This is a genomic window from Bradyrhizobium sp. BTAi1 (assembly GCF_000015165.1).
Lineage (GTDB): Bacteria > Pseudomonadota > Alphaproteobacteria > Rhizobiales > Xanthobacteraceae > Bradyrhizobium > Bradyrhizobium denitrificans.
Window position 1 is genome coordinate 2,176,961 of sequence record NC_009485.1, and the last position, 22,315, is coordinate 2,199,275.

17 protein-coding genes are annotated in these 22,315 nt (G+C 66.5%); 13 read left to right on the forward strand and 4 right to left on the reverse strand.

The features are described from left to right. Nucleotides 1-52: 52 nt before the first annotated feature. Nucleotides 53-1,282 carry an amidohydrolase family protein gene (locus BBTA_RS09800; RefSeq protein WP_012042322.1) on the forward strand — a complete coding sequence of 410 codons (1,230 nt, stop codon included), beginning with the start codon at nt 53-55 and terminating at the stop codon, nt 1,280-1,282. A 134-nt stretch (nt 1,283-1,416) separates the two neighbouring features. Beyond that, on the forward strand, nt 1,417-2,343 hold the full coding sequence (locus tag BBTA_RS09805; RefSeq protein WP_012042323.1) for an N-carbamoyl-D-amino-acid hydrolase: 927 nt from the start codon (nt 1,417-1,419) through the stop codon (nt 2,341-2,343). 253 nt (nt 2,344-2,596) lie between these two features. On the opposite strand, the gene BBTA_RS09810 is transcribed toward BBTA_RS09805, so the two are convergent. After that, complete coding sequence (locus BBTA_RS09810; protein WP_172235547.1) at nt 2,597-3,256, reverse strand: aspartate/glutamate racemase family protein; 660 nt, start codon at nt 3,254-3,256, stop codon at nt 2,597-2,599. A 129-nt stretch (nt 3,257-3,385) separates the two neighbouring features. Between BBTA_RS09810 and hydA the strand changes: the two genes are divergently transcribed. From hydA to BBTA_RS09825, 3 genes are all read left to right on the forward strand, one after another. Beyond that, nucleotides 3,386-4,855, forward strand: coding sequence for a dihydropyrimidinase (hydA, locus tag BBTA_RS09815; protein ID WP_012042325.1), 1,470 nt, complete (start codon nt 3,386-3,388; stop codon nt 4,853-4,855). A gap of 232 nt (nt 4,856-5,087) precedes the next feature. Next, a complete protein-coding gene (locus tag BBTA_RS09820) occupies nt 5,088-6,059 on the forward strand; it encodes an NAD(P)-dependent oxidoreductase (RefSeq protein ID WP_012042326.1) in 972 nt (323 codons plus the stop codon). A gap of 1 nt (nt 6,060) precedes the next feature. Beyond that, nucleotides 6,061-6,822 carry an SDR family oxidoreductase gene (locus BBTA_RS09825; RefSeq protein ID WP_012042327.1) on the forward strand — a complete coding sequence of 254 codons (762 nt, stop codon included), beginning with the start codon at nt 6,061-6,063 and terminating at the stop codon, nt 6,820-6,822. Between the two features lie 331 nt (nt 6,823-7,153). On the opposite strand, the gene BBTA_RS09830 is transcribed toward BBTA_RS09825, so the two are convergent. Continuing rightward, complete coding sequence (locus BBTA_RS09830) at nt 7,154-8,050, reverse strand: LysR substrate-binding domain-containing protein (protein WP_012042328.1); 897 nt, start codon at nt 8,048-8,050, stop codon at nt 7,154-7,156. 208 nt (nt 8,051-8,258) lie between these two features. Here BBTA_RS09830 and BBTA_RS09835 point away from each other — a divergent pair, with 208 nt between their 5' ends. The 6 genes from BBTA_RS09835 (at nt 8,259) to BBTA_RS09860 (ending at nt 16,655) form a co-directional block, all read left to right on the forward strand. Then, entirely contained in the window at nt 8,259-9,674 is a 1,416-nt protein-coding gene (locus BBTA_RS09835) for an NAD(P)-binding domain-containing protein (RefSeq protein ID WP_041751349.1), read from the forward strand. An 82-nt stretch (nt 9,675-9,756) separates the two neighbouring features. Further along, nucleotides 9,757-11,376 (forward strand): ABC transporter substrate-binding protein, encoded by a 1,620-nt coding sequence (locus BBTA_RS09840; protein ID WP_012042330.1) that lies wholly within the window; start codon nt 9,757-9,759, stop codon nt 11,374-11,376. A gap of 182 nt (nt 11,377-11,558) precedes the next feature. Further along, nucleotides 11,559-12,590, forward strand: a complete 1,032-nt coding sequence (locus tag BBTA_RS09845) for an ABC transporter permease (RefSeq protein ID WP_012042331.1) — start codon at nt 11,559-11,561, stop codon at nt 12,588-12,590. A gap of 10 nt (nt 12,591-12,600) precedes the next feature. Beyond that, the gene (locus tag BBTA_RS09850; RefSeq protein ID WP_012042332.1) at nt 12,601-13,461 is read left to right on the forward strand and encodes an ABC transporter permease; all 861 of its coding nucleotides are present in this window, start codon (nt 12,601-12,603) and stop codon (nt 13,459-13,461) included. Between the two features lie 23 nt (nt 13,462-13,484). Further along, nucleotides 13,485-15,119 carry an ABC transporter ATP-binding protein gene (gene nikE / locus BBTA_RS09855; RefSeq protein WP_172235610.1) on the forward strand — a complete coding sequence of 545 codons (1,635 nt, stop codon included), beginning with the start codon at nt 13,485-13,487 and terminating at the stop codon, nt 15,117-15,119. A 120-nt stretch (nt 15,120-15,239) separates the two neighbouring features. Beyond that, nucleotides 15,240-16,655, forward strand: a complete 1,416-nt coding sequence (locus tag BBTA_RS09860; protein WP_012042334.1) for an FAD-binding oxidoreductase — start codon at nt 15,240-15,242, stop codon at nt 16,653-16,655. A 45-nt stretch (nt 16,656-16,700) separates the two neighbouring features. Here the strand turns inward: BBTA_RS09860 and BBTA_RS09865 are convergent, their stop codons facing one another. Both BBTA_RS09865 and BBTA_RS09870 read right to left on the reverse strand, forming a co-directional pair. Further along, nucleotides 16,701-18,182 (reverse strand): mannitol dehydrogenase family protein, encoded by a 1,482-nt coding sequence (locus tag BBTA_RS09865; protein WP_012042335.1) that lies wholly within the window; start codon nt 18,180-18,182, stop codon nt 16,701-16,703. 9 nt (nt 18,183-18,191) lie between these two features. Then, on the reverse strand, nt 18,192-19,214 hold the full coding sequence (locus tag BBTA_RS09870; protein ID WP_012042336.1) for a Zn-dependent oxidoreductase: 1,023 nt from the start codon (nt 19,212-19,214) through the stop codon (nt 18,192-18,194). Nucleotides 19,215-19,373: 159 nt separating this feature from the next. Between BBTA_RS09870 and BBTA_RS09875 the strand changes: the two genes are divergently transcribed. Continuing rightward, nucleotides 19,374-20,390 (forward strand): TRAP transporter substrate-binding protein, encoded by a 1,017-nt coding sequence (locus tag BBTA_RS09875; protein ID WP_012042337.1) that lies wholly within the window; start codon nt 19,374-19,376, stop codon nt 20,388-20,390. 46 nt (nt 20,391-20,436) lie between these two features. Beyond that, the gene (locus BBTA_RS09880) at nt 20,437-22,299 is read left to right on the forward strand and encodes a TRAP transporter large permease subunit (RefSeq protein ID WP_012042338.1); all 1,863 of its coding nucleotides are present in this window, start codon (nt 20,437-20,439) and stop codon (nt 22,297-22,299) included. The last annotated feature ends 16 nt before the right edge of the window (nt 22,300-22,315 follow it).

Sequence of the window (22,315 nt, forward strand, 5' to 3'; positions counted from 1 at the left end):
AGGTGCGAGGCCGCCAGCTTGGCGCGCACGGAGTCTTCGACGGCAAGGCGGCATGGACCTGATCATTCGCAACGCGGTGCTGGCGCAGCAAGGCGAGCTGCGCTGCGCCGATATCGGAATTTCCAAAGGCCGCATCGCGGCAATCGCGCCGTCGCTGCAGGCCGACGGTGAGGCGCGCGACGCCGAGAATTGCCTCGTCGTGCCAGGCTTGATCGAGACGCACATCCATCTCGACAAGACCTGCATCCTTGATCGCTGCACGATCCGGGAAGGTACGGTCGCCGAGGCCGTGCGCGAGACCGCGGCCGCCAAGCGCAATTTCACCGCCGAGGATGTCTATGCCCGTGCGAAGCAGACCGTGGAGCGCTGCGTCAGCCACGGCACGATGCGCATGCGCACCCATGTCGAGCTCGATCCCGGCATCGGCTTCGTTGCGTTCGAGGCGATCCAGCAACTGGCGCGCGACTATGCCTGGGCGCTCGATCTGGAGATCTGCGTCTTCCCGCAGGAAGGCCTGACGAACTATCCAGGCACCGAGGAACTGCTCATCGAAGGCCTGCGCCGCGGTGCGCGCACCATCGGCGCCGCGCCCTATTTCGACAGCGATCCGCCGGCGCAGATCGACCGCATCTTCGCCATCGCGCGTGACTTCGATGTCGACATCGACATGCATCTCGATCTCGCCGAGACGCTCGACCACATGCAGATCGAATATGTCTGCCGCAAGACCGAGGACTATGGCTGGGGTGGCCGCGTCGCGGTTGGCCATGTCACGCAGCTGTCACTGCTGCCGCCCGAGCGTTTCCAAACGATCGCAACGCAGCTTGCCAATGCCGGCGTCGCGGTCACCGTGCTGCCGTCAACCGACCTGCATCTGATGGGCCGCCGCCAGGATCACGCCATCCCGCGCGGCGTGGTGCCGCTGCAGCCGCTCCGCGACAAGGGCGTGACGTGCTCGCTCTCGACTAACAACGTGCTCAACCCGTTCACGCCCTATGGCGACGGCTCGCTGATCCGCATGGCCAATCTCTACGCCAATGTCTGCCATGTCTCGCGGCCCGATCATCTCGCCGGCTGCCTCGATATGGTGACTCATGATGCGGCGAAATTGATGCGGCTCGGCGACTACGGCATCGCTGTCGGCGCGCCGGCCGACCTCGTCTGCATCGATGCTGCTGATCCAACCGAGGCGGTGGCGACCCTGGCGCAGCCGCTGTGGGGCCTCAAGCGCGGTCGGCCGTCGTTCTCGCGCACGCGGCCCGTGCTGCATCGGCCGGGCTGAGGCGGACCGTTCTCAGATGAAGCTCTTTCAACGCGTCATTGCGAGCGAAGCGACGCAATCCAGGGCCCGCGCAAGGACTCTTGATTGCGTCGCTTCGCTCGCAATGACGGCGGGTCTAACGCCGGAGACTTACCATGCGCGTGATAAATATCGCTGCCGCCCAGATGGGGCCGATCCAGCGCGCCGACAGCCGCGCGGCGGTCGTGATGCGCATGATCGCGCTGCTGGATGAGGCCAAGCGCAAGGGCGCCGATCTCATCATCTATCCCGAGCTGGCGCTGACGACGTTCTTTCCACGCTGGTACATGGAGGATCAGGCGGAGGTCGATACGTGGTTCGAAAAGACGATGCCGAACGAAGCGGTTCAGCCGCTGTTCGATCGCGCTGCGCAGCACGGCATCGCGATGTATCTCGGCTATGCCGAGCTGACGCCGGACGGGCACCACTACAACACCGCCGTCCTGACCGATCGCAACAGCACCATCATCGGCAAGTATCGCAAGGTGCATCTGCCCGGCCACGACGAGTTCGAGCCCGCGCGCAGCCACCAGCATCTCGAGAAGCGCTATTTCGAGCCCGGTGATCTCGGCTTTCCAGTGTGGCGCAATCTTGGCGGCATCATCGGCATGGCGATCTGCAACGACCGCCGCTGGCCGGAGACCTATCGGGTCATGGGCCTGCAGGACGTCGAGCTGGTGCTGATCGGCTACAACACGCCGTCGGTGAACTCATTGAAATCAGCGGAGGGCCTGCAGCAGCGGCTGTTCCACAATCGGCTCTCCGCGCAGGCCGGCGCATACCAAAATTCATGCTGGGTGGTCGCTGTGGCCAAGGCCGGTGTCGAGGACGGTCATCATTTGATCGGCGGCACCCTGATCGTCAATCCCGATGGCGAGATCGTCGCGGAGGCGGCGACCGAGGGCGACGAGGTGCTGGTCGTGCCGTGCGATCTTGATGCCACCCGGTTCGGCAAGCAGACGATCTTCGACTTCGCCCGGCATCGCCGGGTCGAGCATTACGGGCTGATCACGAGCCGCACGGGTGCGGTGCCGCCGGATTGAACAGCGAGTCTTCGCTGATAGAACTCAGCAAAGAGCAGTTGTTGGACACCAGTGTTGCTACAACGACGGTGTCGTCCCGGCGAACGCCGGGACCCATACCGCGGAAGCTATCGAGGAACGCAGCTGCGAGTTGCCTGCCTCACCGCAGCCGATGGTTATGGATCCCGGCGTTCGCCGGGACGACAGCGAGTATGAGGCGGCCGGTCGGTCAGATCCGAAAGTTGCAGAGCGCGAGGCTCAGCGAGACATCCACTCACCCCGCAAACGCCACCGCGCCCAGCGCCATCGTCACCGCCGCCTGGGTCGGATCGATCACCGGAATGCCCAGCGCACCCTCCAGATTCTTGCGATGCCGCGCCATGCCGGCGCAACCCATGACGATCGCGCCGGCGCCGTCCTCGTCCTTCAGCGCGCGGCCGACCGCGATCATCTTCGCCAAGGTGCCTTCGCCCGACGCCGTCTCCGCCACCGTCATGTCAAGCGGCCGCTCGGCCGCGAGCCGGTCCATCAGCCCCATCTGGCGGAGATAGCGGATGTGACGGCGGATCGAACGTTGCGCGATGGCGAGCACGCCGAAGGTGTCGGCGCGGGTCAGCGCGGTGAGCACGCCGCATTCGGCGATGCCGAGCACCGGCCGCGTCGTCGCCTCGCGGCAGACATGCAGGCCGGGATCGCTGTAGCAGGCGATGACAAACGCGCTGGACGCATTATCGCCCTCGACGAAGCGTCGCAGCGGCAGGGTGACGCTGTCGGCATCCTTCTGGCTCTCGATGCCGTAAGGTCCGTCCTTCAACGTCTCGCAGACGATCTCCGGCCCATCCGCGAACATCAGCGGCCGCAGCGCAGCAGCGAGACCGTCGGTGACCACCTGGTTGGAGTTCGGGTTGATCACGGTGATGCGCGGGCGGGACATGGGAGCTACCTGCTTCTTCAGTGTTGACGGCGCGTGACAGGCAACCACTATGCCACGGCTGACGCAATGGGGCCGATGCGGCTCCCCCGCGTCCACGGCGTTCCATCTGGCAGAACTGAGGAGATCGCGATGACCGAGCCGGCCTATGACCTGATCATCCGGGGAGGGCGCGTCGCCACCACCACCGACACGTTCGAGGCCGACGTCGCCATATCAGGCGAGACCATCGCGGCGATCGGCCACGGGCTGGGGCCTGCGAAGCGCGAGATCGACGCGCGCGGCAAATATGTGCTGCCCGGCGGCGTCGACAGCCATTGCCATATCGAGCAGCTCTCTGCCGCCGGCATCGTCAACGCCGACACGTTCGAGAGCGCGACCACCTCGGCGGCGTTCGGCGGCACCACGAGCGTGATTTCCTTCGCCGCGCAGCATGTCGGTATGCTGTTGCCGCAGGTGGTTGAGGACTATCACGCGCTGGCGCGCAAGGGGGCCGTCATCGACTACGCGTTCCACATGATCGTCGCCGATCCGACCAAGGAGACTTTGGAGCGCGACCTGCCGGCGCTGATCCGCCAGGGCCACGGCTCGATCAAGATCTTCATGACCTATGACCGGCTCAAGATCGACGACGAGCCGTTGCTCGACATTCTCGTCGCCGCGCGCGAGGGCGGCGCGATGTTGTGCGCGCATGCCGAGAACCACGGCATCATCTCGTGGATGGTGAAGCGGCTGCTCGCGCGCGGCTACACCGCACCAAAATATCACGCCATCAGCCATGCCCGCTTCTCCGAAGCGGAAGCGTTCAATCGCCTGATCGGCATGGCGGCGCTGGTCGACCAGCCGATCATGATCTTCCACGTCTCGACCGCCGAAGGCGCCAAGGTGATCCGCGATGCGCGCGGGCTGGGGCTGAAAGTGTTTGCCGAGACCTGCCCGCAATATCTGTTCATGACTGCTGACGATCTCGACAAGCCGGGCATCGAGGGCGCGAAATGGATGTGCAGCCCGCCGCCGCGCCGCGCGCCGGACCAGGAGGCGCTGTGGCAGGCGCTGTCGCTCGGCGATCTGCAGACGATCTCCTCCGACCACGCGCCCTATCGCTTCGACGAGACCGGCAAGCTGCGCGCTGGTCCCAATCCCAACTTCAAGCAGATCGCCAACGGCCTGCCCGGCCTGGAGCTGCGGCTGCCGCTGCTGTTCGACGCGATGGTGTCGAAGGGACGGCTCGGGCTCAACAAGTTCGTCGAGCTGACCGCAACGTCGCCCGCCAAGATCTACAATCTTCATCCGAAGAAGGGCGCGATCGCGATCGGCGCCGACGCCGACATCGCGCTGTGGGATCCGGACAAGCGCGTGACGATCAGCGACGCTGACATGCACGACCTCGCCGGCTACACGCCGTTTGCCGGGCGCAGCGTGCAGGGCTGGCCGGTGACCGTGCTGTCGCGCGGCCGCGTCATCGTCGATGGCGGCAAGCTGTTGGTGCAGCCCGGCTCCGGCCAGTTCCTCGCCCGCAGCGGCGGCGAGGCGGCGAAGCCCACCGGGCGGCTGGTGCCGGACATGGATCCCGAGCAGAATTTTGGCGCGACGCTGCTGTGAGCAGCCGGGCCGACCACGGTCCGTGGCCTCGTGCTTCGAGACGGGCGCTTCGCGCCCTCCTCAGCATGAGGAGGAAGAGCGAGCCTTGCGGCGCGCAAGCTGGTTCTCCTCTCCATGAGCACGCTGCTCATGGTCAACGTGCAGCGCCGCACCCGGCGCTAAATCCTCATGGTGAGGAGGCTGCGCCAGCAGCTGTCTCGAACCATGAGGCCCTGACGGAGAGGCGTTTTCCATGCATGTTCTGATCTTCGGCGGCGCCGGCTTCGTCGGGCTCAACGTGGCGCAAGGCCTGCTGGAGCGTGGCCACGCCGTCACCATGTTCGATGCGGCGCCTCTGCCGAATGCTGCGCAGCGCGCCTTTGCTGATCACGGTGATCGGCTGCACGTGATCACGGGCGATGTCACTGACGAGCGCGCCGTTGCTTCTGCCATTGCCGGCGGCTGCGATGCCGTCGTGATGGGCGCGGCGATCACCGCCGGGCCCGAGCGCGATGCGGCGGACCCCGAGCGCATCCTCGCGGTCAACCTGCTGGCGCAGGTGCCGATCCTGCAGACGGCACGGAGCAGCGGCGTGCGCCGCGTGATCAACCTGTCCTCGGCGGCGTCCTACGGCGCGAGCGGCCAGCGCTTCGCCGTGCTGGAGGAGACGATGCCGTGCGAGCCGGTATCGCTTTATGCGATCACCAAGTTCGCCTCCGAGCGCGTCGCGTCGCGGCTCTCCGATCTGTGGCAGACCGACGTGATCAGCGTGCGGCTGTCGGCGGTGTTCGGCCCGTTCGAGCGTGGCGGCGGCGTGCGCGACACGCCGTCGCCGCAGGCTTTGATCGCGGCCTGCTGCGCGCGTAACGAAGCGGCACTGCTGGACGAGCCGGGCGAAAAGGATTGGGTTTACGCCGTGGACGTCGCCGACGCGGTCTGTCTGCTGCTCGAAGCCGACAAGCCGCAGCATAGGCTGTACAACATCTCCAACGAAGCGACGTTCACGGCCGAAGCGTGGGGACGCAGCTTTGCCCAAGGCCGCCCCGGCTTTGTCTGCCGCCTCGCCACGCAGGGGGAGACACCGAGCGTGCCGGTGTTTGCGCCGAGCCGCGGGCGGCTGTCGACGACGCGGCTCGCGGATGAGTTTGGCTGGCGCGCGCGCTTCGACTGTGTAGGCTCCGCCGAGCATTTCGGCCGCTGGTTCGATCAATATGGGAGAGGCTGAGATGAGGCTCGCAGGCAAGGTCGCGGTCATCACCGGTGGCGGCTCGGGCATCGGCCGCGCCAGCGCCGTGATGTTTGCGCGCGAAGGTGCGTTCCTTGCGCTGGTCGATCGCGACGCCGCGGGCGCCGAGGAAACACGCGCGCTGATGCGCGATGCAGGCGGTGACGGCAGCGTCCATATCGGAGATGTCGGCGACGCCGATTTTGCCAAGACCACGATCGAAAACGTCGCCGCGGCGCGCGGCCGGGTCGATGTGCTGATGACCGCGGCCGGCTTCTCCTGCGGCGGGACCGTCGTCACCACCGATCCCGCCGATTGGGACGCGGTGTTCCGCGCCAATGTCGGCGGCACCTGGCTGTGGGCGAAGGTCGCGGTGCCGATCATGCAAGTCCAGAAGTCTGGATCGATCATCACTGTGGCGTCGCAGCTCGCGGTCGCCGGCGGCAAAGGCAACAGCGCCTATATCGCCGCCAAGGGCGCGATCATCAGTCTCACTCGCACGATGGCGGTTGACTTCGCGACCGACGGCATCCGCGTCAACGCGCTGGCGCCGGGCGCGATCGACACGCCGCTGCTGCGCCGGAGCTTCGCCCGTCACGCCGATCCCGAGCCGGTGCGCGAGGCCTCGCGCCTGCGGCATGCGATGAAGCGCTTCGGCGAGGCGGACGAGGTCGCCGCCGCTGCGCTGTTTCTGGCCAGCGACGAGGCGTCGTTCACCACGGGCATCGTGCTGCCGGTGGATGGCGGCTGGCTGGCGGCGTAGTCGTGGTTATGAGTCCGGATCCATCCGAGCTGGACACGGGTCTGTCTCACACTCGCTAGTTTTCGATACAGATATCAGAATGCGGACGGTGCCCCGCCTCGTCCCGCGTGCGGGGAGAGGCCGGATTGCATCGCCAGACGCAATCCGGGTGAGGGGGACTCTCCGCACGGCCGGTGCGAGTGGCTGTCCCTCACCCCAACCCTCTCCCCGTAAGGACGGGGAGAGGGAGCGCACCGCTGTTGCGGCGATGGTCCGGCTCGAACTTCCGGACAACGGAGAGGCAATCTTGCTGATGGAGCAAGGCGTGGGAGAACTCAGTTCGGCTCAGCACTCATCGCTTTACTGGCGCCTTCCGGTCACGTCCGCGCAGGATATCCGCGAGCGCCGTAGCGTTGCGCGACAGCGGCTCGAAGCGCGGCGTCAGCAGATAGGCGCGCATCGGGATCTTCGGCGCCAGGGGACGGGCGGCGAGGTCGGGCCAGGCCCGGCCGCGCAGCACGAATTCGTCGACCACCGCAAGGCCCGCGCCGGCGCGGACCATCGCGCAGGCGTCGGGCGTGTAGCGCACGATGGTCGTCGGCTCAGGGCTGCCGCCGGCCAGGGCCTGCGCGACGATATGGCCGTAGGGCGTCTGCGGGCCGAAGCCGACCAGCGGATAGGGCGCGATGTCTTTCGGCCGGATGCTGCGCAGCCTTGTCAGCGCGTGATCGACCGGCATGATCACATGCAGCGCGCCCTCGGCGATCGTTTCCACCGCGACCGTCGGCTCGTCGACCGGCAGCACGGTGATGCCGAGATCGGCGCGTGCTGTTCCGACGCGGTTGACAATCTCCAGAAGCGTCAACGACTCGAACTCGACACGCAGGTCAGGAAAGCGGCTGCGCAGCCGCGCCAGCGCCTCCGGCACCATGCTGTGGCCCGCGCTCGGGCTCGCCACGACGCGGATCGTGCCGGTGCCGCCGGCGCGCAGCTCATCGGCGAGATCGTTGATGCGCGCGACGCCGCGATGGATGTGCTCGACCTCGGCGAACAGCCGTTTGGCCTCCGGCGTCGGCTGCACCCGGCCGCTGATGCGCTCGAACAGCTTCAGCTTGAGGCCATCCTCGGTATAGGCCAGCAGCCGGCTGATCGCCGGTTGCGACACCGACAACAGCCGCGCGGCGCCGCTGATCGAGCCTGATATCATGATGGCGCGGAACACTTCGATCTGGCGCAGATTGAGCGGCATGCGACCTCTTGTCTCGCAGCTGAGCGCCCGACTTTAGCTGCAGCCGGTATCCCATAACAAGCTGTTATGGGCCGCGGACAAATCGGTATGGTCGGCCCTGGGCCCGCTTTGCTAAGCTTCGTGCGCCGGGTGACATGACTGATGGAGAGAGCGTGAGCGACAGCGAGCGTGTCGATCGCGATTGCGCGTGTTTCATCCGGTGGCTGGCATGAGCGACGGTCTCGCCGCGCTGACGGCCCAGGTTCGTAGCGACCTCGCCAGGATCGCCCATCCCAGCATGCCATGGCTGACGCCCGTGATCGCTCCCGATGGTCGCCCTGCGCTCGACGTTCTGATCGTCGGCGGCGGCCAGTCGGGCCTTGCGACTGCCTTTGCGCTGCTGCGCTCGCGAGTCAGCAACATTCTCGTGCTCGACAAGGCCGAAGCCGGCCGAGAAGGGCCGTGGCTCACTTATGCGCGCATGCCGACCCTGCGCAGCCCGAAGGACTTCACCGGGCCCGATCTCGACATTCCGAGCCTGACCTATCAGTCCTGGCACGAAGCGACATTCGGCACTGACAGCTGGCGCGAACTTGACCTGATCCCGCGCGAATATTGGGCAGATTATCTTGCCTGGTATCGCGAGGTGCTCGATCTTCCGGTGCGCAATGGCTGCGAGGTCGTCGACATCGCAGCCGCTGCTGACGGCCTGCTGCAGGCGACCGTGCGCGGCAAGGACGGTGAGACGACGATCCATGCGCGCAAGATCGTGCTGGCGACCGGACAGGAGGGCATGGGCGACTGGAGCATCCCGGAGCCGCTGCGGCATCTGCCTGCAACGCGCTGCGTCCACTCAGGCGCTCAGATCGACTTCGAGGCTCTGCGTGGCCGCCGCGTCGCCGTGATCGGCGCCGGCGCGTCGGCCTTCGACAATGCGGCGGTGGCGCTCGAGACCGGCGCGGCGCGCGTGGATCTGTTGTGCCGCCGCGCGGAAATTCAGCTGATCCAGCCGTATCGTTGGCTGACCTTCCGGGGCTTCCTCCGGCATTTCTCCGAGCTCGACGATGCCTGGCGCTGGCGCTTCATGCGCGCGGTGCTGGAGCTGCGCGAAGGCTTTCCGCAGCACACTTATGATCGCTGCGCCCACCATGCCGCGTTCCACCTGCATGAGGGGGCGCCGGTGGTGGCTGCGCGCGAGACCAGTGAGGGCGTCGTGCTACAGACGGCGAACGGCGAAGTCATCGTCGACTTCGTGATCAGCGCGACCGGCATCACGATGGATTTCGCTCAGCGGCCTGAATTGAAGCGCTTCGCCGCCAACATCGCGCGTTGGACGGACCGTTACACGCCGGAAGCAAGCGAGCGCAATGACCGGCTCGGCGCTTTCCCCTATCTCGCTGACGACTATGCACTGTGCGAGCGCAACGCAGGCGAAACGCCGTGGATCAGCAACATTCACGTCTTCGCCATTGCCTCGACGATGAGCTTCGGCGCCTCGGGCTCGTCGATCAACGCGATGACGACGGCGGTGCCGAAGCTCGTGCATGGTCTGACGCGCGGGCTGTTCAGAGCGGATATCGACAAGCATTGGGCCAGCTTTCAGGCCTATGATGTGAAGCAGGCCGCGGTGCGGCGTGGCACGTGATTTGCTGCTCGGCAGGCGTCGCCGGTGACCGCTGGCAGGCTATTCAGTCCCGGATTTTGAGACTAACAGGGGAACAGGGGCGATGAGTATCGAAATGTCTAAACGTTCGTTATTTGCGGCGACTGCCTTGCTCGCCGTGACGCTGGCCGCGCCTTCAGCCTTTGCGCAGAGCCGCGCCGAAACCCTGCGCTACGTCACCGGCGCCACCGTCAACACGCTTGATCCGAACATTCCGGGCTCGACGCGCGAGGCCTTTGCGCTGTCGATGTCGAGCTACGACCGGCTGGTGTCGTTCGGCCGCAAGCTGCTCAATGGTAAGTGGGTGTTCGATCTGGACACGATCACCGGCGAACTCGCCGAATCCTATTCCGTCAGCGCCGACGGCCTGAAGATCACCTTCAAGCTGCGCCCCGATGCCAAGTTCCAGGACGGCTCGCCGGTCACGGCCGAGGACGTCAAATGGTCGCTCGACCGCTGCGTCACCGCGCCGATCCTCGGCAAGGCGCAGCTGCTGACGGGCTCGCTGACGTCGGCCGATCAGTTCAAGGTGATCGACCCGTTGACGATCGAGGTAACGCTGCCCAAGCCGGACAAGCTGGCGCTGCCGAATCTGGCGACCGTCTATCCGATCATCATCAACTCCAAGCTCGCCAAGGCCCACGCGACCGCCGAGGATCCGTGGGCGCTGAACTGGACCAAGGAGAACGCGGCCGGCAGCGGCGCCTACATCGTCGAGACGTTCAAGCCCGGCGAGCAGGTGATCGCGAAGCGCAACGAGGCCTGGAACCGCGGCACGCCGGACAAGCCGGCGGCATTCAAGCGCCTGATCATCCAGTCGGTGCCGGAGCCGGCGACGCGCGCCAATCTCGTCGAGCGCGGCGATGCCGATCTCGTCATCGACCTGCAGGCGAGCGACGTGCAGTCGCTGGAAGGCAAGGGTAAGCTGAAGGTGATCTCGACGCCGCAATACAATGCGGTGACCTTCATCTCGATGAACAACACCATCCCGCCGTTTGACAACGTCAATGTGCGCCGCGCCATCGCTTTTGCGCTGCCCTATGACGACATGTTCAAGGCGGCGTTGTTCGGCCGCGGCGCGCCGCTGTACGGCGCGACCTGGGCCGACGGCAAGCCGCCGAGCGGCGGTTATCCGATCCCGCAGCCGATCAAGCTCGATCTGGAGAAGGCCAAGGCCTATCTGAAGGAGGCCGGCATGCCCGATGGCTTCTCGACCACCTTCAGCTTCAATGTCGGCCAGGCCGCAACCGCCGAGCCGATGGCGGCGCTCGTGAAGGAGCAGCTCGGCAAGATCGGCATCAAGGTCGACATCCAGAAGCTGCCCGATGCGCAGATGTCGACGGCGATCAACGAGAAGAAGCTGCCCTTCTTCATCGAAGGCATCGTCGCCTGGCTGCCCTCGACGGACTATTTCTATCGCAACTTCTACACCGGCAAGCAGCGCTGGAACTACTCCTCGACCGACAATGCCGAGCTGGAGAAGATCGCGCAGGAGGCGCGCTTCGAGGCCGACAAGGCGAAATATGAGGAGCAGGGCAAGGCGCTCAACGCCATCCATTTCGACCAGATGTTCCAGATCCCGATCTGGCAGGCGGCGCAGGACGCTGTGATGCAGCCGACGGTGGACGGCTATGTCTACCAGTTCACGCGGCAGGTCGATTATCGTAACCTGAGCCGCAAGTAGGACGACAAACGCAGTTCGGGTCGATCTGGTGCGCCGGCACGGGTGAGGGATCTGGTTGAGAGTGTTTGCCGTGGCGCCCCTTAGCCGCGCTTGCGGCGCGACCTCTCCCCGCTGGGGAGAGGTGGGAGATCGTGGCGGGCGCCTGTGTTCGATAACGATGGCTTGGGACAGAAGGTAGATCCATGGGCACGATCGGCGCAACTTTGCTGCGGGCGGGACGACGCTTCGTCTCGTCGCTGCCGGCGCTGTTCGGTGTCCTGGTCTTCACCTTCCTCTTGATGCGCGTACTGCCGGGCGATCCGGCCGTGTTCTTCGCCTCCGGCCCGAATGCCGGCAAGGAGGAGATCGAGGTGATCCGCCGGCAGCTCGGGCTCGACAAGCCGCTGCCGAACCAGCTCGCGATCTATCTCTACGACGTCGGCCGCGGCAATCTCGGCCGCTCGATGATGACTGGGCAGGCGGTCGCCAAGGACCTCAAGGAGCGGCTGCCGGCCTCGCTCGAGCTGACATTGACAGCGTTGCTGATTGCGCTGGTCACCGCGGTGCCGCTCGGCGTGCTCGCGGCGTTGCGGCCGGGATCGCTGGTCGATCACGGCGTGCGGCTGTTCTGCTCGCTCGGCGTCTGCGTGCCGACCTTCGTCTCCGGCCTGCTGCTGATCTACGTGTTCTATTATCTGCTCGGTTTCGCGCCGGATCCGACCGGGCGTATCGACATCTTCGCCACTCTGCCGCCATCGCGCACTGGCTTCCTGATCATCGACTTCCTTCTCGCGGGCGATCTCGACGGCTGGTGGGCGGCGGCGCGGCAGCTGATGCTGCCAGCGCTGACCATGGCGCTGTTCGTGATCGCGCCGCTGGCGCGCATCACCCGGGCCTCGATGCTGGTCTCGCTCGGCAGTGATTTCGTCCGCACCGCGCGCTCGGTCGGGCTGTCCTGGTGGCGGATCGTCGTCACCTATGCGCTGCGCAACGCGATCCTGCCTGTCATCACCATTGCCGGCATCGTGTTCTCGACCATGCTCGGCGCCAATGTCCTGGTGGAGAAGGTGTTCTCCTGGCCAGGCGTCGCCTCCTACGCGCTCGATGCGCTGCTGGTGTCGGACTATGCGCCGGTGCAGGGTTTCGTGCTGCTGATGGCGACCATCTTCGTGATCGTCAATCTCCTGGTCGATGTGCTCTACGGTATCGCCGATCCCCGGGCGACGGTGGCATGAGCGATTGCACATGAGCACGATCGAGACCTCATCCACCTTGCGCCACACCGCCTTCGTGCTGCGCGGCAATCCGGTCACGGCGATCGCGGCCGCTGGCGCGCTGCTGCTGGCGCTGCTCGCGATATCAGCGCCGTGGCTCACGCCTTACGATCCCATCGCCTCCGAGGTCTCGGCGGCGCTGCAGCCGCCAAGCGCCGCGCACTGGTTCGGCACCGACCAGCTCGGCCGCGACGTGCTGAGCCGCCTGATCGTCGCCAGCCGGCTCGATCTCACCATCGCGGTGACCGCGGTCGCCGTGTCCTTTGCGCTCGGCTCGGTCGTCGGCGCGCTCTGCGGTTATGCCGGCGGCCGGCTCGACAATGCGGTTGGCCGCTTCGTCGACGTGCTGATGGCGTTCCCGCTGTTCGTGCTGGCGATGGCGATGGTTGCTGCGCTCGGCAACAGGGTCGAGAACATCGTGATCGCGACCGCGATCATCAATTTGCCGTTCTACATCCGCTTCGCGCGTGCCGAGGTGAACATCCGCCGCAATCTCGGCTGGGTCGAGGCCGCGCGCGCCTGCGGCGAGAGCCATGTCGCCGTTGTGCTGCGGTTCCTGCTGCCGAACGTGCTGCCGGCGATGGCGGTGCAGATGTCGCTCAATCTCGGCTGGGCGATCCTCAATGCGGCGGGCCTCTCCTTCATCGGCCTCGGCGTCAAGCCGCCGACGCCGGAATGGGGCATCATGGTCGCCGAGGGCGCCCGCTTCATCTCGACCGGACGCTGGTGGCTGGTGGCATTTCCCGGCCTCGCCCTGATGAGCGCGGTGCTGTGCTTCAACCTGCTCGGCGACGGTTTACGCGACATCCTCGATCCGAGGATGAGAACGTGATCGGATCAGAAAGCACACAGCCGCTGCTCGAGGTCGAGAACCTCAAGGTGACCTTCTCGACCCGCCGCGGTCTCGTTGAGGCCGTGCGCGGCGTGTCGCTGTCGCTGCAGCCCGGCGAGATGCTCGGGCTGGTCGGCGAGAGCGGCTCCGGCAAATCGGTGACCGGCTTTGCCATCACCCATCTGCTCGACAGGGCCGGCCACATCACCGAGGGCCTGATCCGCTTCAAGGGGCAGGACATCACCCGCGCCGGCGGCGCCGATCTGCGCAGCCTGCATGGGGCTGCGATGGCGATGATCTTCCAGAACCCGCGCGCGGCACTCAATCCGATCCGCACCGTCGGCCAGCAGATTGCGGACGCGATCCTCGCGCATCGGCGGCTGTCACGGGCGGAGGCGCAGGCCGAGGCGCTGAGCCTGCTCAAGGCCGTGCAGATCCGCGATCCCGAGCGGCGCATGGGCGCCTATCCGCACGAATTGTCGGGCGGCATGTGCCAGCGCGTGATGATCGCGGTCGCGATCTCCTGCAATCCATCACTGCTTATCGCCGACGAGCCGACCACCGGCCTCGACGTCACAACGCAGAAGGTGGTGATGGACCTGCTCGCCAGGATCGCCGCCGACCGCGGCATGGCGACGATCCTGATCACGCATGACCTCGGGCTGGCCGCGCGCTATTGCGCGCGCGTCGTGGTGATGGAGCAGGGCAGGCTGGTCGAGGAGGCCGAGCCGCTGACGCTGTTCCACCGGCCGCAGCACCCCTACACCCGGCGGCTGGTTGCGGCCTCGCCGACGGCGACCTCGCGCATCGAGGACCTGGTGCCTGATGGCGAGAGGATTCCGCTGGTCGCGGTGACGGAGCTGCCGCCGCCGCACGGCACGCCGCTGCTGCTCGATGTCAAGGCTGTCAGCAAGCGTTTCGACGACGGCACGGTCGGCGTTGCTGATTTCTCGATGACCATGCGCGGTGGCGAGAGCGTCGGCCTGGTCGGCGAGAGCGGCTCCGGCAAGAGCACGACGTCGCGCATGATCTGCCGCCTGATCGACGCCAGCGCCGGCGAGATCCTGTTCGACGGCCAGTCGATCGGCCAGATCCCTGCGCGCGACTTCCACCGTTCCGAGCTGCGCAGGGACATCCAGATCGTCTTCCAGGATCCGAACGACAGCCTCAATCCGCGCTACACGGCGTTCGACTGCATCGCGCATCCGCTGCTGCGGCTGATGAATATGCGCAGCGGCGACAAGCTGCGCCAGCGGGTCGAGGAATGCGCTGACCGTGTGGGGCTGCCGCGGGAGCTGCTGTCGCGCTTTCCGCATCAGCTGTCCGGCGGCCAGAAGGCGCGCGTCGGCATTGCCCGCGCCATCGCCTGCAAGCCGCGCCTGCTGGTGCTGGACGAGCCGACCGCGGCGCTCGACGTCTCCGTGCAGGCGGTGGTGCTGCAGCTCCTCAACAAGCTCAGGCGTGAGGACAATCTCGCTTTCCTGTTTGTCAGCCACGATCTCAACGTCGTGCGCATGATGTGCGATCGCACCATCGTGCTGCGTACCGGCGTCATCGTCGAGCAGGGCGAAAGCCGGGCCTTGTTCGCCAACCCGCAGACTGACTACACGCGCGAGCTGGTCGATGCGGTTCCGCATATCGCCCCGGCGCCGGCCTGAGCGCCCCCCATAACAATCGATTATGGAGGGCCGACAACTTGGTATTGGGGCCGCGATCGGCGGGCCTGTTAGTTTGCGGCCGTCGCCATCCCTCCCACTCGAAAGGCTGAAGCGCTGACCATGACGGAGCTGATTTCCAGGCTGCAGAACGCCGTCGGCGCCGCGCATGTTCTCGACGCAGTCGAGGATCAGGCGCCTTATCTGCGCGACTGGCTCGGCAAGTATCATGGGACGGCGCTGGCGGTGGTGCGGCCGGGATCGACCGCGGAGGTGGCGGCCGTGATGGCCGCCTGCGCGGCGGCCCGTGTCGCCGTGGTGCCGCAAGGAGGTCACACGAGCCTGTCCGGCGGCGCGACGCCGGATGCGAGCGGCCAGGCGATCGTGCTGTCGCTGTCGCGGATGAACCGGATTCGCAAGATCGATCCGATCGGTCAGACCGTCGTCGTCGATGCCGGCGCGGTGCTGGCCAAGGTTCAGGACGCCGCGCGGGATGCCGGCCTGCTGTTTCCGCTCAGCCTCGGCTCCGAGGGCAGTTGCACGGTCGGCGGCAATCTTGCGGCCAACGCCGGCGGCGTCGCCGTGCTGCGCTATGGCGTGATGCGCGAACTGACGCTCGGCCTCGAAGTGGTGCTGCCGGACGGGCGGATCTGGGACGGCCTGCGGGCCTTGCGCAAGGACAACACCGGCTACGCGCTGCGCGATCTGTTCATCGGCTCCGAAGGGACGCTCGGCATCATCACGGGCGCCGTGCTCAAGCTGTTTGCGCAGCCGACCGCGCGCGCCACTGCGTTTGTCGCAGTGGCCGATGCGGCGGCCGCGCTCAAACTGCTGCGCCTCTCCCGCAGCCATTGCGGCGACCGCCTCACGGCGTTCGAATTCCTGACGTCGGCGACGCTCGACATGATCCTGCGCCAGATTCCCGATACGAGGCTGCCATTCGACGCGCTTCCCAGCGCGGCCGTGCTGATCGAGCTGAGCGACATCAGCGACGAGCCGACGCTCGCGGCCCGGCTCGAAACCACGCTGGCCGACGCGATGGCGGAGGGGCTGGCCTCCGACGCCGTCGTCGCGCAGGACGGCACGCAGGCCAAGGCGTTCTGGCGCGTGCGCGAAAGCGTGTCGGAAGCGCTGGTGCGCGAGGGCAAGGCGCTCAAGCATGACATCGCCGTGCCGGTCGCCGAGATCGCCGATTTCGTCAAGGTGATGGACGCAGCGGTCGACGCCGCGCTGCCCGGCATCCGTCCCATGGTGTTCGGCCATCTCGGCGATGGCAACCTGCACTACAATCTGATGTGTCCGCTCGCCATGACGGAGGACGCGTTCTCTGGCCACGGCCCGCGCATCACCCGCCTCGTCCACGACGAGATCACCCGCCGCCGCGGCTCGATCAGCGCCGAGCACGGCATCGGCCAGCTCCGCATGTCGGAGATGCCGCTGTGCAAGCCGCCCCTCGAATTGGAGCTGATGCAACAGCTCAAGCGCACGCTCGATCCGCACGGGCTGATGAACCCGGGCAAGCTGCTGCCGAACGTGTAGTTCGCGGCGGAGGTCGCGCGTTCGTCCGTCAAAGCCGGCGTGACGTCAGCCTGCGTTTTGCAGGATCTGCTCGACCGTCGCACGGGTTCCATTCAGAAAGAGGTGATCGAGCGCTGCCTCAACTGTACGCGCGAACCGCGGATCGTTCGGCAACTCGTGGCCGAACACCGGCGTGACCGACAACAACGCCGGCGCGAGCCGGTTCGCGACCGGGCCGGCGTCATCCGCCAGCGCCCGCAGCTTTACAGCCAGCGGATCACGCAGCGCGATCGGCTGGCCTTGTTCGTCGGTGCCGCTGACATAGCGCATCCATCCGGCCACGGCGAGCGCGAGGCGGGTGATCGGCAGGCCGCGGGCGAGGCGGTCGCTGATGGTGCCAAGCAGGCGCTGCGGCAGCTTCTGCGAGCCGTCCATCGCGATCTGCGCTGTCAGGTGCTTGAGTGCGGGATTGCGGAATCGTTGCAGCAGCGCGGCGCGATAGGCTGTGACGTCGAAGCCGCCGAGCGCGGGCAAAATCGGCGTGACCTCCTCGCGCATCATGCCCGCGACGAGCCCGGCGAGCTCAGGCTCGGCCATCGCCGCGGCCACGGTCTGGCAGCCCATGAGATAGCCGAGATAGGCGATGGTCGAATGCGCGCCGTTGAGCAGCCGCAGCTTCATCAGCTCGAACGGCGCGACGTCGCGCACGAATTGCGCGCCACTCGCGTCCCAGGCCGGACGGTCGCTGCCGAAATCATCCTCGATCACCCATTGGCTGAACGGCTCGGTGACGACAGGCCAGGCATCGTCCAGGCCGAGCGCGGCGCGGACCTCATCCCGGTCGACATCGGTGGTGGCGGGCACGATGCGATCGACCATGGTCGAGGGAAAGTGGACCTCGTCCGCGATCCACCGGGCGAGATCGCGGTCGACCAACTCGGCGAAGGCGATGGCGAGGCCGCGCAACGTGTGGCCGTTGGCCGGAAGGTTGTCGCAGGCCAGCACGGCATAGGGCGGCAGACCCTGTTGCCGCCGTAGCCGCAGGCCGCCGACGATGAATCCGAGCGTGCTGCGGGGATGCGTGAGATTGAGAATGTCGTGACGGATGTCGGGATCATCAGCGCGCAGCGCGCCGGTCGCGGGATCGTGGCTGTAGCCCTTTTCGGTCACGGTGGTGGAGACGATGCGCACGGCGGGATCTGCGAGGCGCGCGAGCAGGCCCGCTGGATCGTCCGGCGCCACGGCAAGCCCGGTGAGCGCGCCGACGACGCGCCGCTGCTGTCCGCTGCCGTCGCTCGCCGTCACGCTGTAGAGGCCGGCCTGCGGCTGCAGCGCGTCGCGCGTATCCCGCGAGCGCAGGGAGACGCCGAGGATGCCCCAGCGCGGATCGTTCTTGAGCAGCGCGTCGGTGTAGACGGCTTGATGGCCGCGATGAAACGCGCCGAGGCCGAGATGGACGATGCCGGTTGCGACCGCCGCGCGATCGTAATCCGGCTTGAGAACGCCGGAGGGCAGGCGATGGAGCGTTGAAGGGCTGAGGCGGTCCATGCTGGGACTTCAGAAGATCAGCTGCACTTTGCAGCATTCGGTTGGATTGTGCTCGAACGTGTCGAACGCGATCGCGTAGTCATCGAGCCCGAAGCGGTGGGTGATCAGCCGCTCCGGCTGCAATGTGCCGCTAGCGAACCAGTCGATCACCTTGGCGAACTTGCCGCTGTTCAGCCGGGACGCGTGGATCGCGAGCTCCTTCGCCGTGACCTTCTGCTGCACGATGGTCGAGGGCTCGGCCGAGAAGCCGAGCAGCCCGATCCGCGCGGCGGGTGAGGCGATCTCGATGGCCTCAGCGAGAATGGACGGATGGCAGGCGGCATCGATGATCAGCGTCGGCGTCACACCGGCGTCCGCGAGGGCTGCGGGCAGGGCGGTCTGTGCCGTGTTGATGACGCGGTCGGCGCCGTTGTTCCGGGCCGCCTCGAGCCGTTGATCGATGCGGTCGGTGACGATCAGCTCCTTGACGCCGTAGACGTGCTTGAGCACCTGGATCACGGTCAGCCCGATCGGTCCCGCGCCGTAGACCAGCGCGATATCGGACGCGAACACGCTTGTGTGGTCGGTGATGTTGGCGGCGATCGAGAACGGCTCGACCAGCGGCGCCTGGTCGTCGCCGACGCTGTCCGGCAGCAGGTGCGCGTTCTCGGCCGGCACGCAGGCATATTCAGAGAAGCCGCCGTCGCGGTGCACGCCGAGCACGGCAAGCTGCGCGCAGACATTGGGGCGGCCGACCGAGCAGGGATAGCAGGTGCCGCAGGCGACCACGGGATCGACCACGATGCGGGCCCCGAGCCGGGCGTGCACACCATCGCCGAGCTTGTCGATGCGGCCGAAGAATTCATGGCCGATCACGCGCGGATAGCGCGCGAACGGATTGCTGCCGTGAAGGATGTGGATGTCTGAGCCGCAGATGCCGGCGCGTTCGACCTTGATGCGGATCTCGCCGCTCGCAGGTTCAGGGATGGCGCGGGTTTCGATCGACAGGCGGCCGGGCCGCTCCACCACCAGGCTCTTCACGCGTTCCTCCATCCCCGAGGCTCATCTCGACCGTGAGCCCGCGTCGTATAGCAATCTCAAAACTTGGATACAAGTTATCTATTGAAACGTATTTTGGTATCCATTATAGGCTGAAGGGATCGGAATGACATACAAAAGGCTCCCAAGCGGGCCGGCAGGGGAGGTTTGCCAATGTCGTCAGCCACATCCATGTCCCGTCGCCGCTTCGTCGGCTCCGCGCTCGCAGGGGCCTCGGCTCTGGCGTTCGGGTCCGCGCAGGCGCAATCGGCCAAATATCGCCTGCGCTACGGCACGGCGTTTCCCGCCACCCATCCCGGCGTCATCAGAATCATCGAGGCGTCCGAGCTGATCAAGAAGCAGACAAACGGCCTGGTCGATCTGCAGGTCTATCCGAACAGCCAGCTCGGCAGCGAGCCCGACATGTTCTCGCAAGTCCGCTCTGGCGCGCTCGACTTCATGTCGACGTCAGGCGTGAACCAGACGGTGGTGCCGATCGGCGGCATCAATGCGGTCGCCTTCGCGTTCGAGAGCTACGACCAGGTGTGGTCGGCGATGGATGGCGATCTCGGCAACCATGTGCGTGGCGAGTTTGCCAAGGTCGGCCTGCACGTGCTGCCGAAATGCCTCGACAACGGCTACCGCAACATCACCTCCGGCGCCAAGCCGATCACGTCGCCGGACGACCTTAAGGGCTTCAAGATCCGCGTGCCCGGCAATCCGCTGTGGGTGACCTTGTTCAAGACGCTGGGCGCCGCACCGACGCCGATCAATTTCGGCGAGCTCTATGCCGCCTTGCAGACCCGCATCGTCGACGGCCAGGAGAATCCGCTGGCGCTGATCCAGAGCGCCAAGCTCTACGAGGTGCAGAAGTTCATCGCGCTGTCCGGCCACATCTGGGACGGCCATCACATCTTCGCCAATGCCACGCGCTGGAGCGGTTTGCCGGCCGACGTGCGCGACGCCATCACCGCGGCGCTGTCGGATGCGGCGGTGAAGGAGCGGCAGGACATCCAGAGCTTCAACGAGAAGGCGCAGGCCGAGATGCAGGCCGCCGGCATCGCCTTCAACAAGGTCGATACCAAGCCGTTCCGCGACGCGCTGCGCACCGCCGGCTTCTATTCCGAGTGGAAGACCAAGTTCGGTGCCGAGGCCTGGAGCCTGCTCGAGAAGTCGGTCGGCCAGCTCTGAGACCGGCACAGCGCGCGGACACGCCAGCAATCTGCGGGAGGATGCAATGGCCGTTGAGATGACAGCGACGACCTCCGTGCCGTCGCATGGCGCGTTCGCGCGGTTCGACCATGTGCTCGGCCGGACCGTCGAGGCGCTGGCGGCAGCGCTCGTCGTCGCCGAGCTGGTCCTGCTCGGCGCGGCGACGGCCGCGCGCTACGTCTTCAACGCGCCGCTGATCTGGTCGGACGAACTCGCCACCGTGCTGTTCGTGTGGCTGGCGATGCTGGGCGCGGTCGTGGCGCTGCGTCGCTCCGAGCACATGCGGCTGACCGCGTTCGTGCGCAATTTGTCGCCGGCGTGGCGGGCGCGCACCGATGCGCTCGGCCTGATGCTGGTCTGCACCGTGCTAGCCGCGCTGGTGATGCCGTCCTGGCATCATCTCGACAGCCACATGATCAGCCAGATGCCGGTGCTGGAGATCAGCGAAGGTTTTCGCGAAGGAGCGATGCTGGTCGGCGTGCTGCTGATGCTGCTCACGGCGGTCGAGCGGCTCGTCCAGCAGGCGAGCCTGCCGCAGATCATCGGCGCGCTGGCGCTGGTGCTCGCGGGCGCCGGGGCGCTCTACGCGGCCGCGCCTGTCCTGGAGGATCTCGGCAACACCAATCTGTTCATCTTCTTCTTCGTTCTCGTCGCAGCCGCCATGGTGATCGGTACGCCCATTGCCTTCACCTTTCTGCTCGCCACCGTGGCCTACCTGCATTTCAGCACGACGGTGCCGGTGCTGATCGTGCCCGGCCGCGTCAGCGAGGGCATGTCGCACATGGTGCTGCTGGCGGTGCCGATGTTCGTGCTGCTCGGCGCGCTGATCGAGATCGCCGGCCTGGCGCGCGCAATGATCCTGTTTCTGGTCTCGCTGATCGGTCATCTGCGCGGCGGCCTGCAATATGTGCTGCTCGGCGCAATGTACCTGGTCTCGGGCATCTCCGGCGCCAAGGCGGCCGACATGGCTGCGGTCGCGCCGGCGCTGTTTCCGGAGATGAAGCAGCGCGGCAGCCGCGAGGGCGATCTGGTCTCGCTGCTGTCGGCCTCGGCCGTGATGTCGGAGACCATCCCGCCCTCGATCGTGCTGATCACGGTGGGATCGGTGACCGGCGTGTCGATCGCCGCGCTCTTCACCGGTGGCCTGCTGCCCGCGGTGGTCGGCCTCCTCGCGCTCTCGGTCGTGGTCTACATGCAGACCCGCAAGGAGGACATGAGCGGCGCGCAGCGCTTCGACGCCAGGACGCGGCTTAAGCTGTTCGCGATCGCCATTCCCGGTCTCGGCCTGCCGATCGTGATCCGCTCGGCGGTGGTCGAGGGCGTCGCCACCGCGACCGAGGTTGCCGCCATCGGCGTCATCTACACGGTGCTGGTCGGCATCTTCTTTTATCGCCAATTCGACTGGAAGCGGGTCTATCCAATCCTGGTCGACACGGCCTCGCTGTCCGGTGCGATCCTGCTGGTGGTCGGTGCCGCCACCGGCATGGCCTGGGCGCTGACCCAATCCGGCTTCTCGCAGCAGCTCGTCGACATGATGGTCGCCGTTCCCGGCGGCCGCTGGGGCTTTCTGCTGATCTCTGCGCTCGCCTTCGTGGTGCTCGGCAGCGTGCTCGAAGGCGTGCCGGCCGTGGTGCTGTTCGGGCCGCTGTTGTTTCCGATCGCGCGCATGATGGGCGTGCACGAGGTCCACTACGCCATCATCGCGGTGTTCGCGATGGGGCTCGGCCTGTTCACGCCGCCTTTCGGTGTCGGCTTCTACCTCGCCTGCGCCATCGGCCGCGCCTCGCCGGACGAGGTCATCCGCCATGTCTGGCCGCACCTCGCCGCGCTCCTGGTCGCGCTGCTGCTGATCGTGTTCCTGCCATGGATCTCGATCGGCTTCCTGTGAATCGGATAGGCTGCCG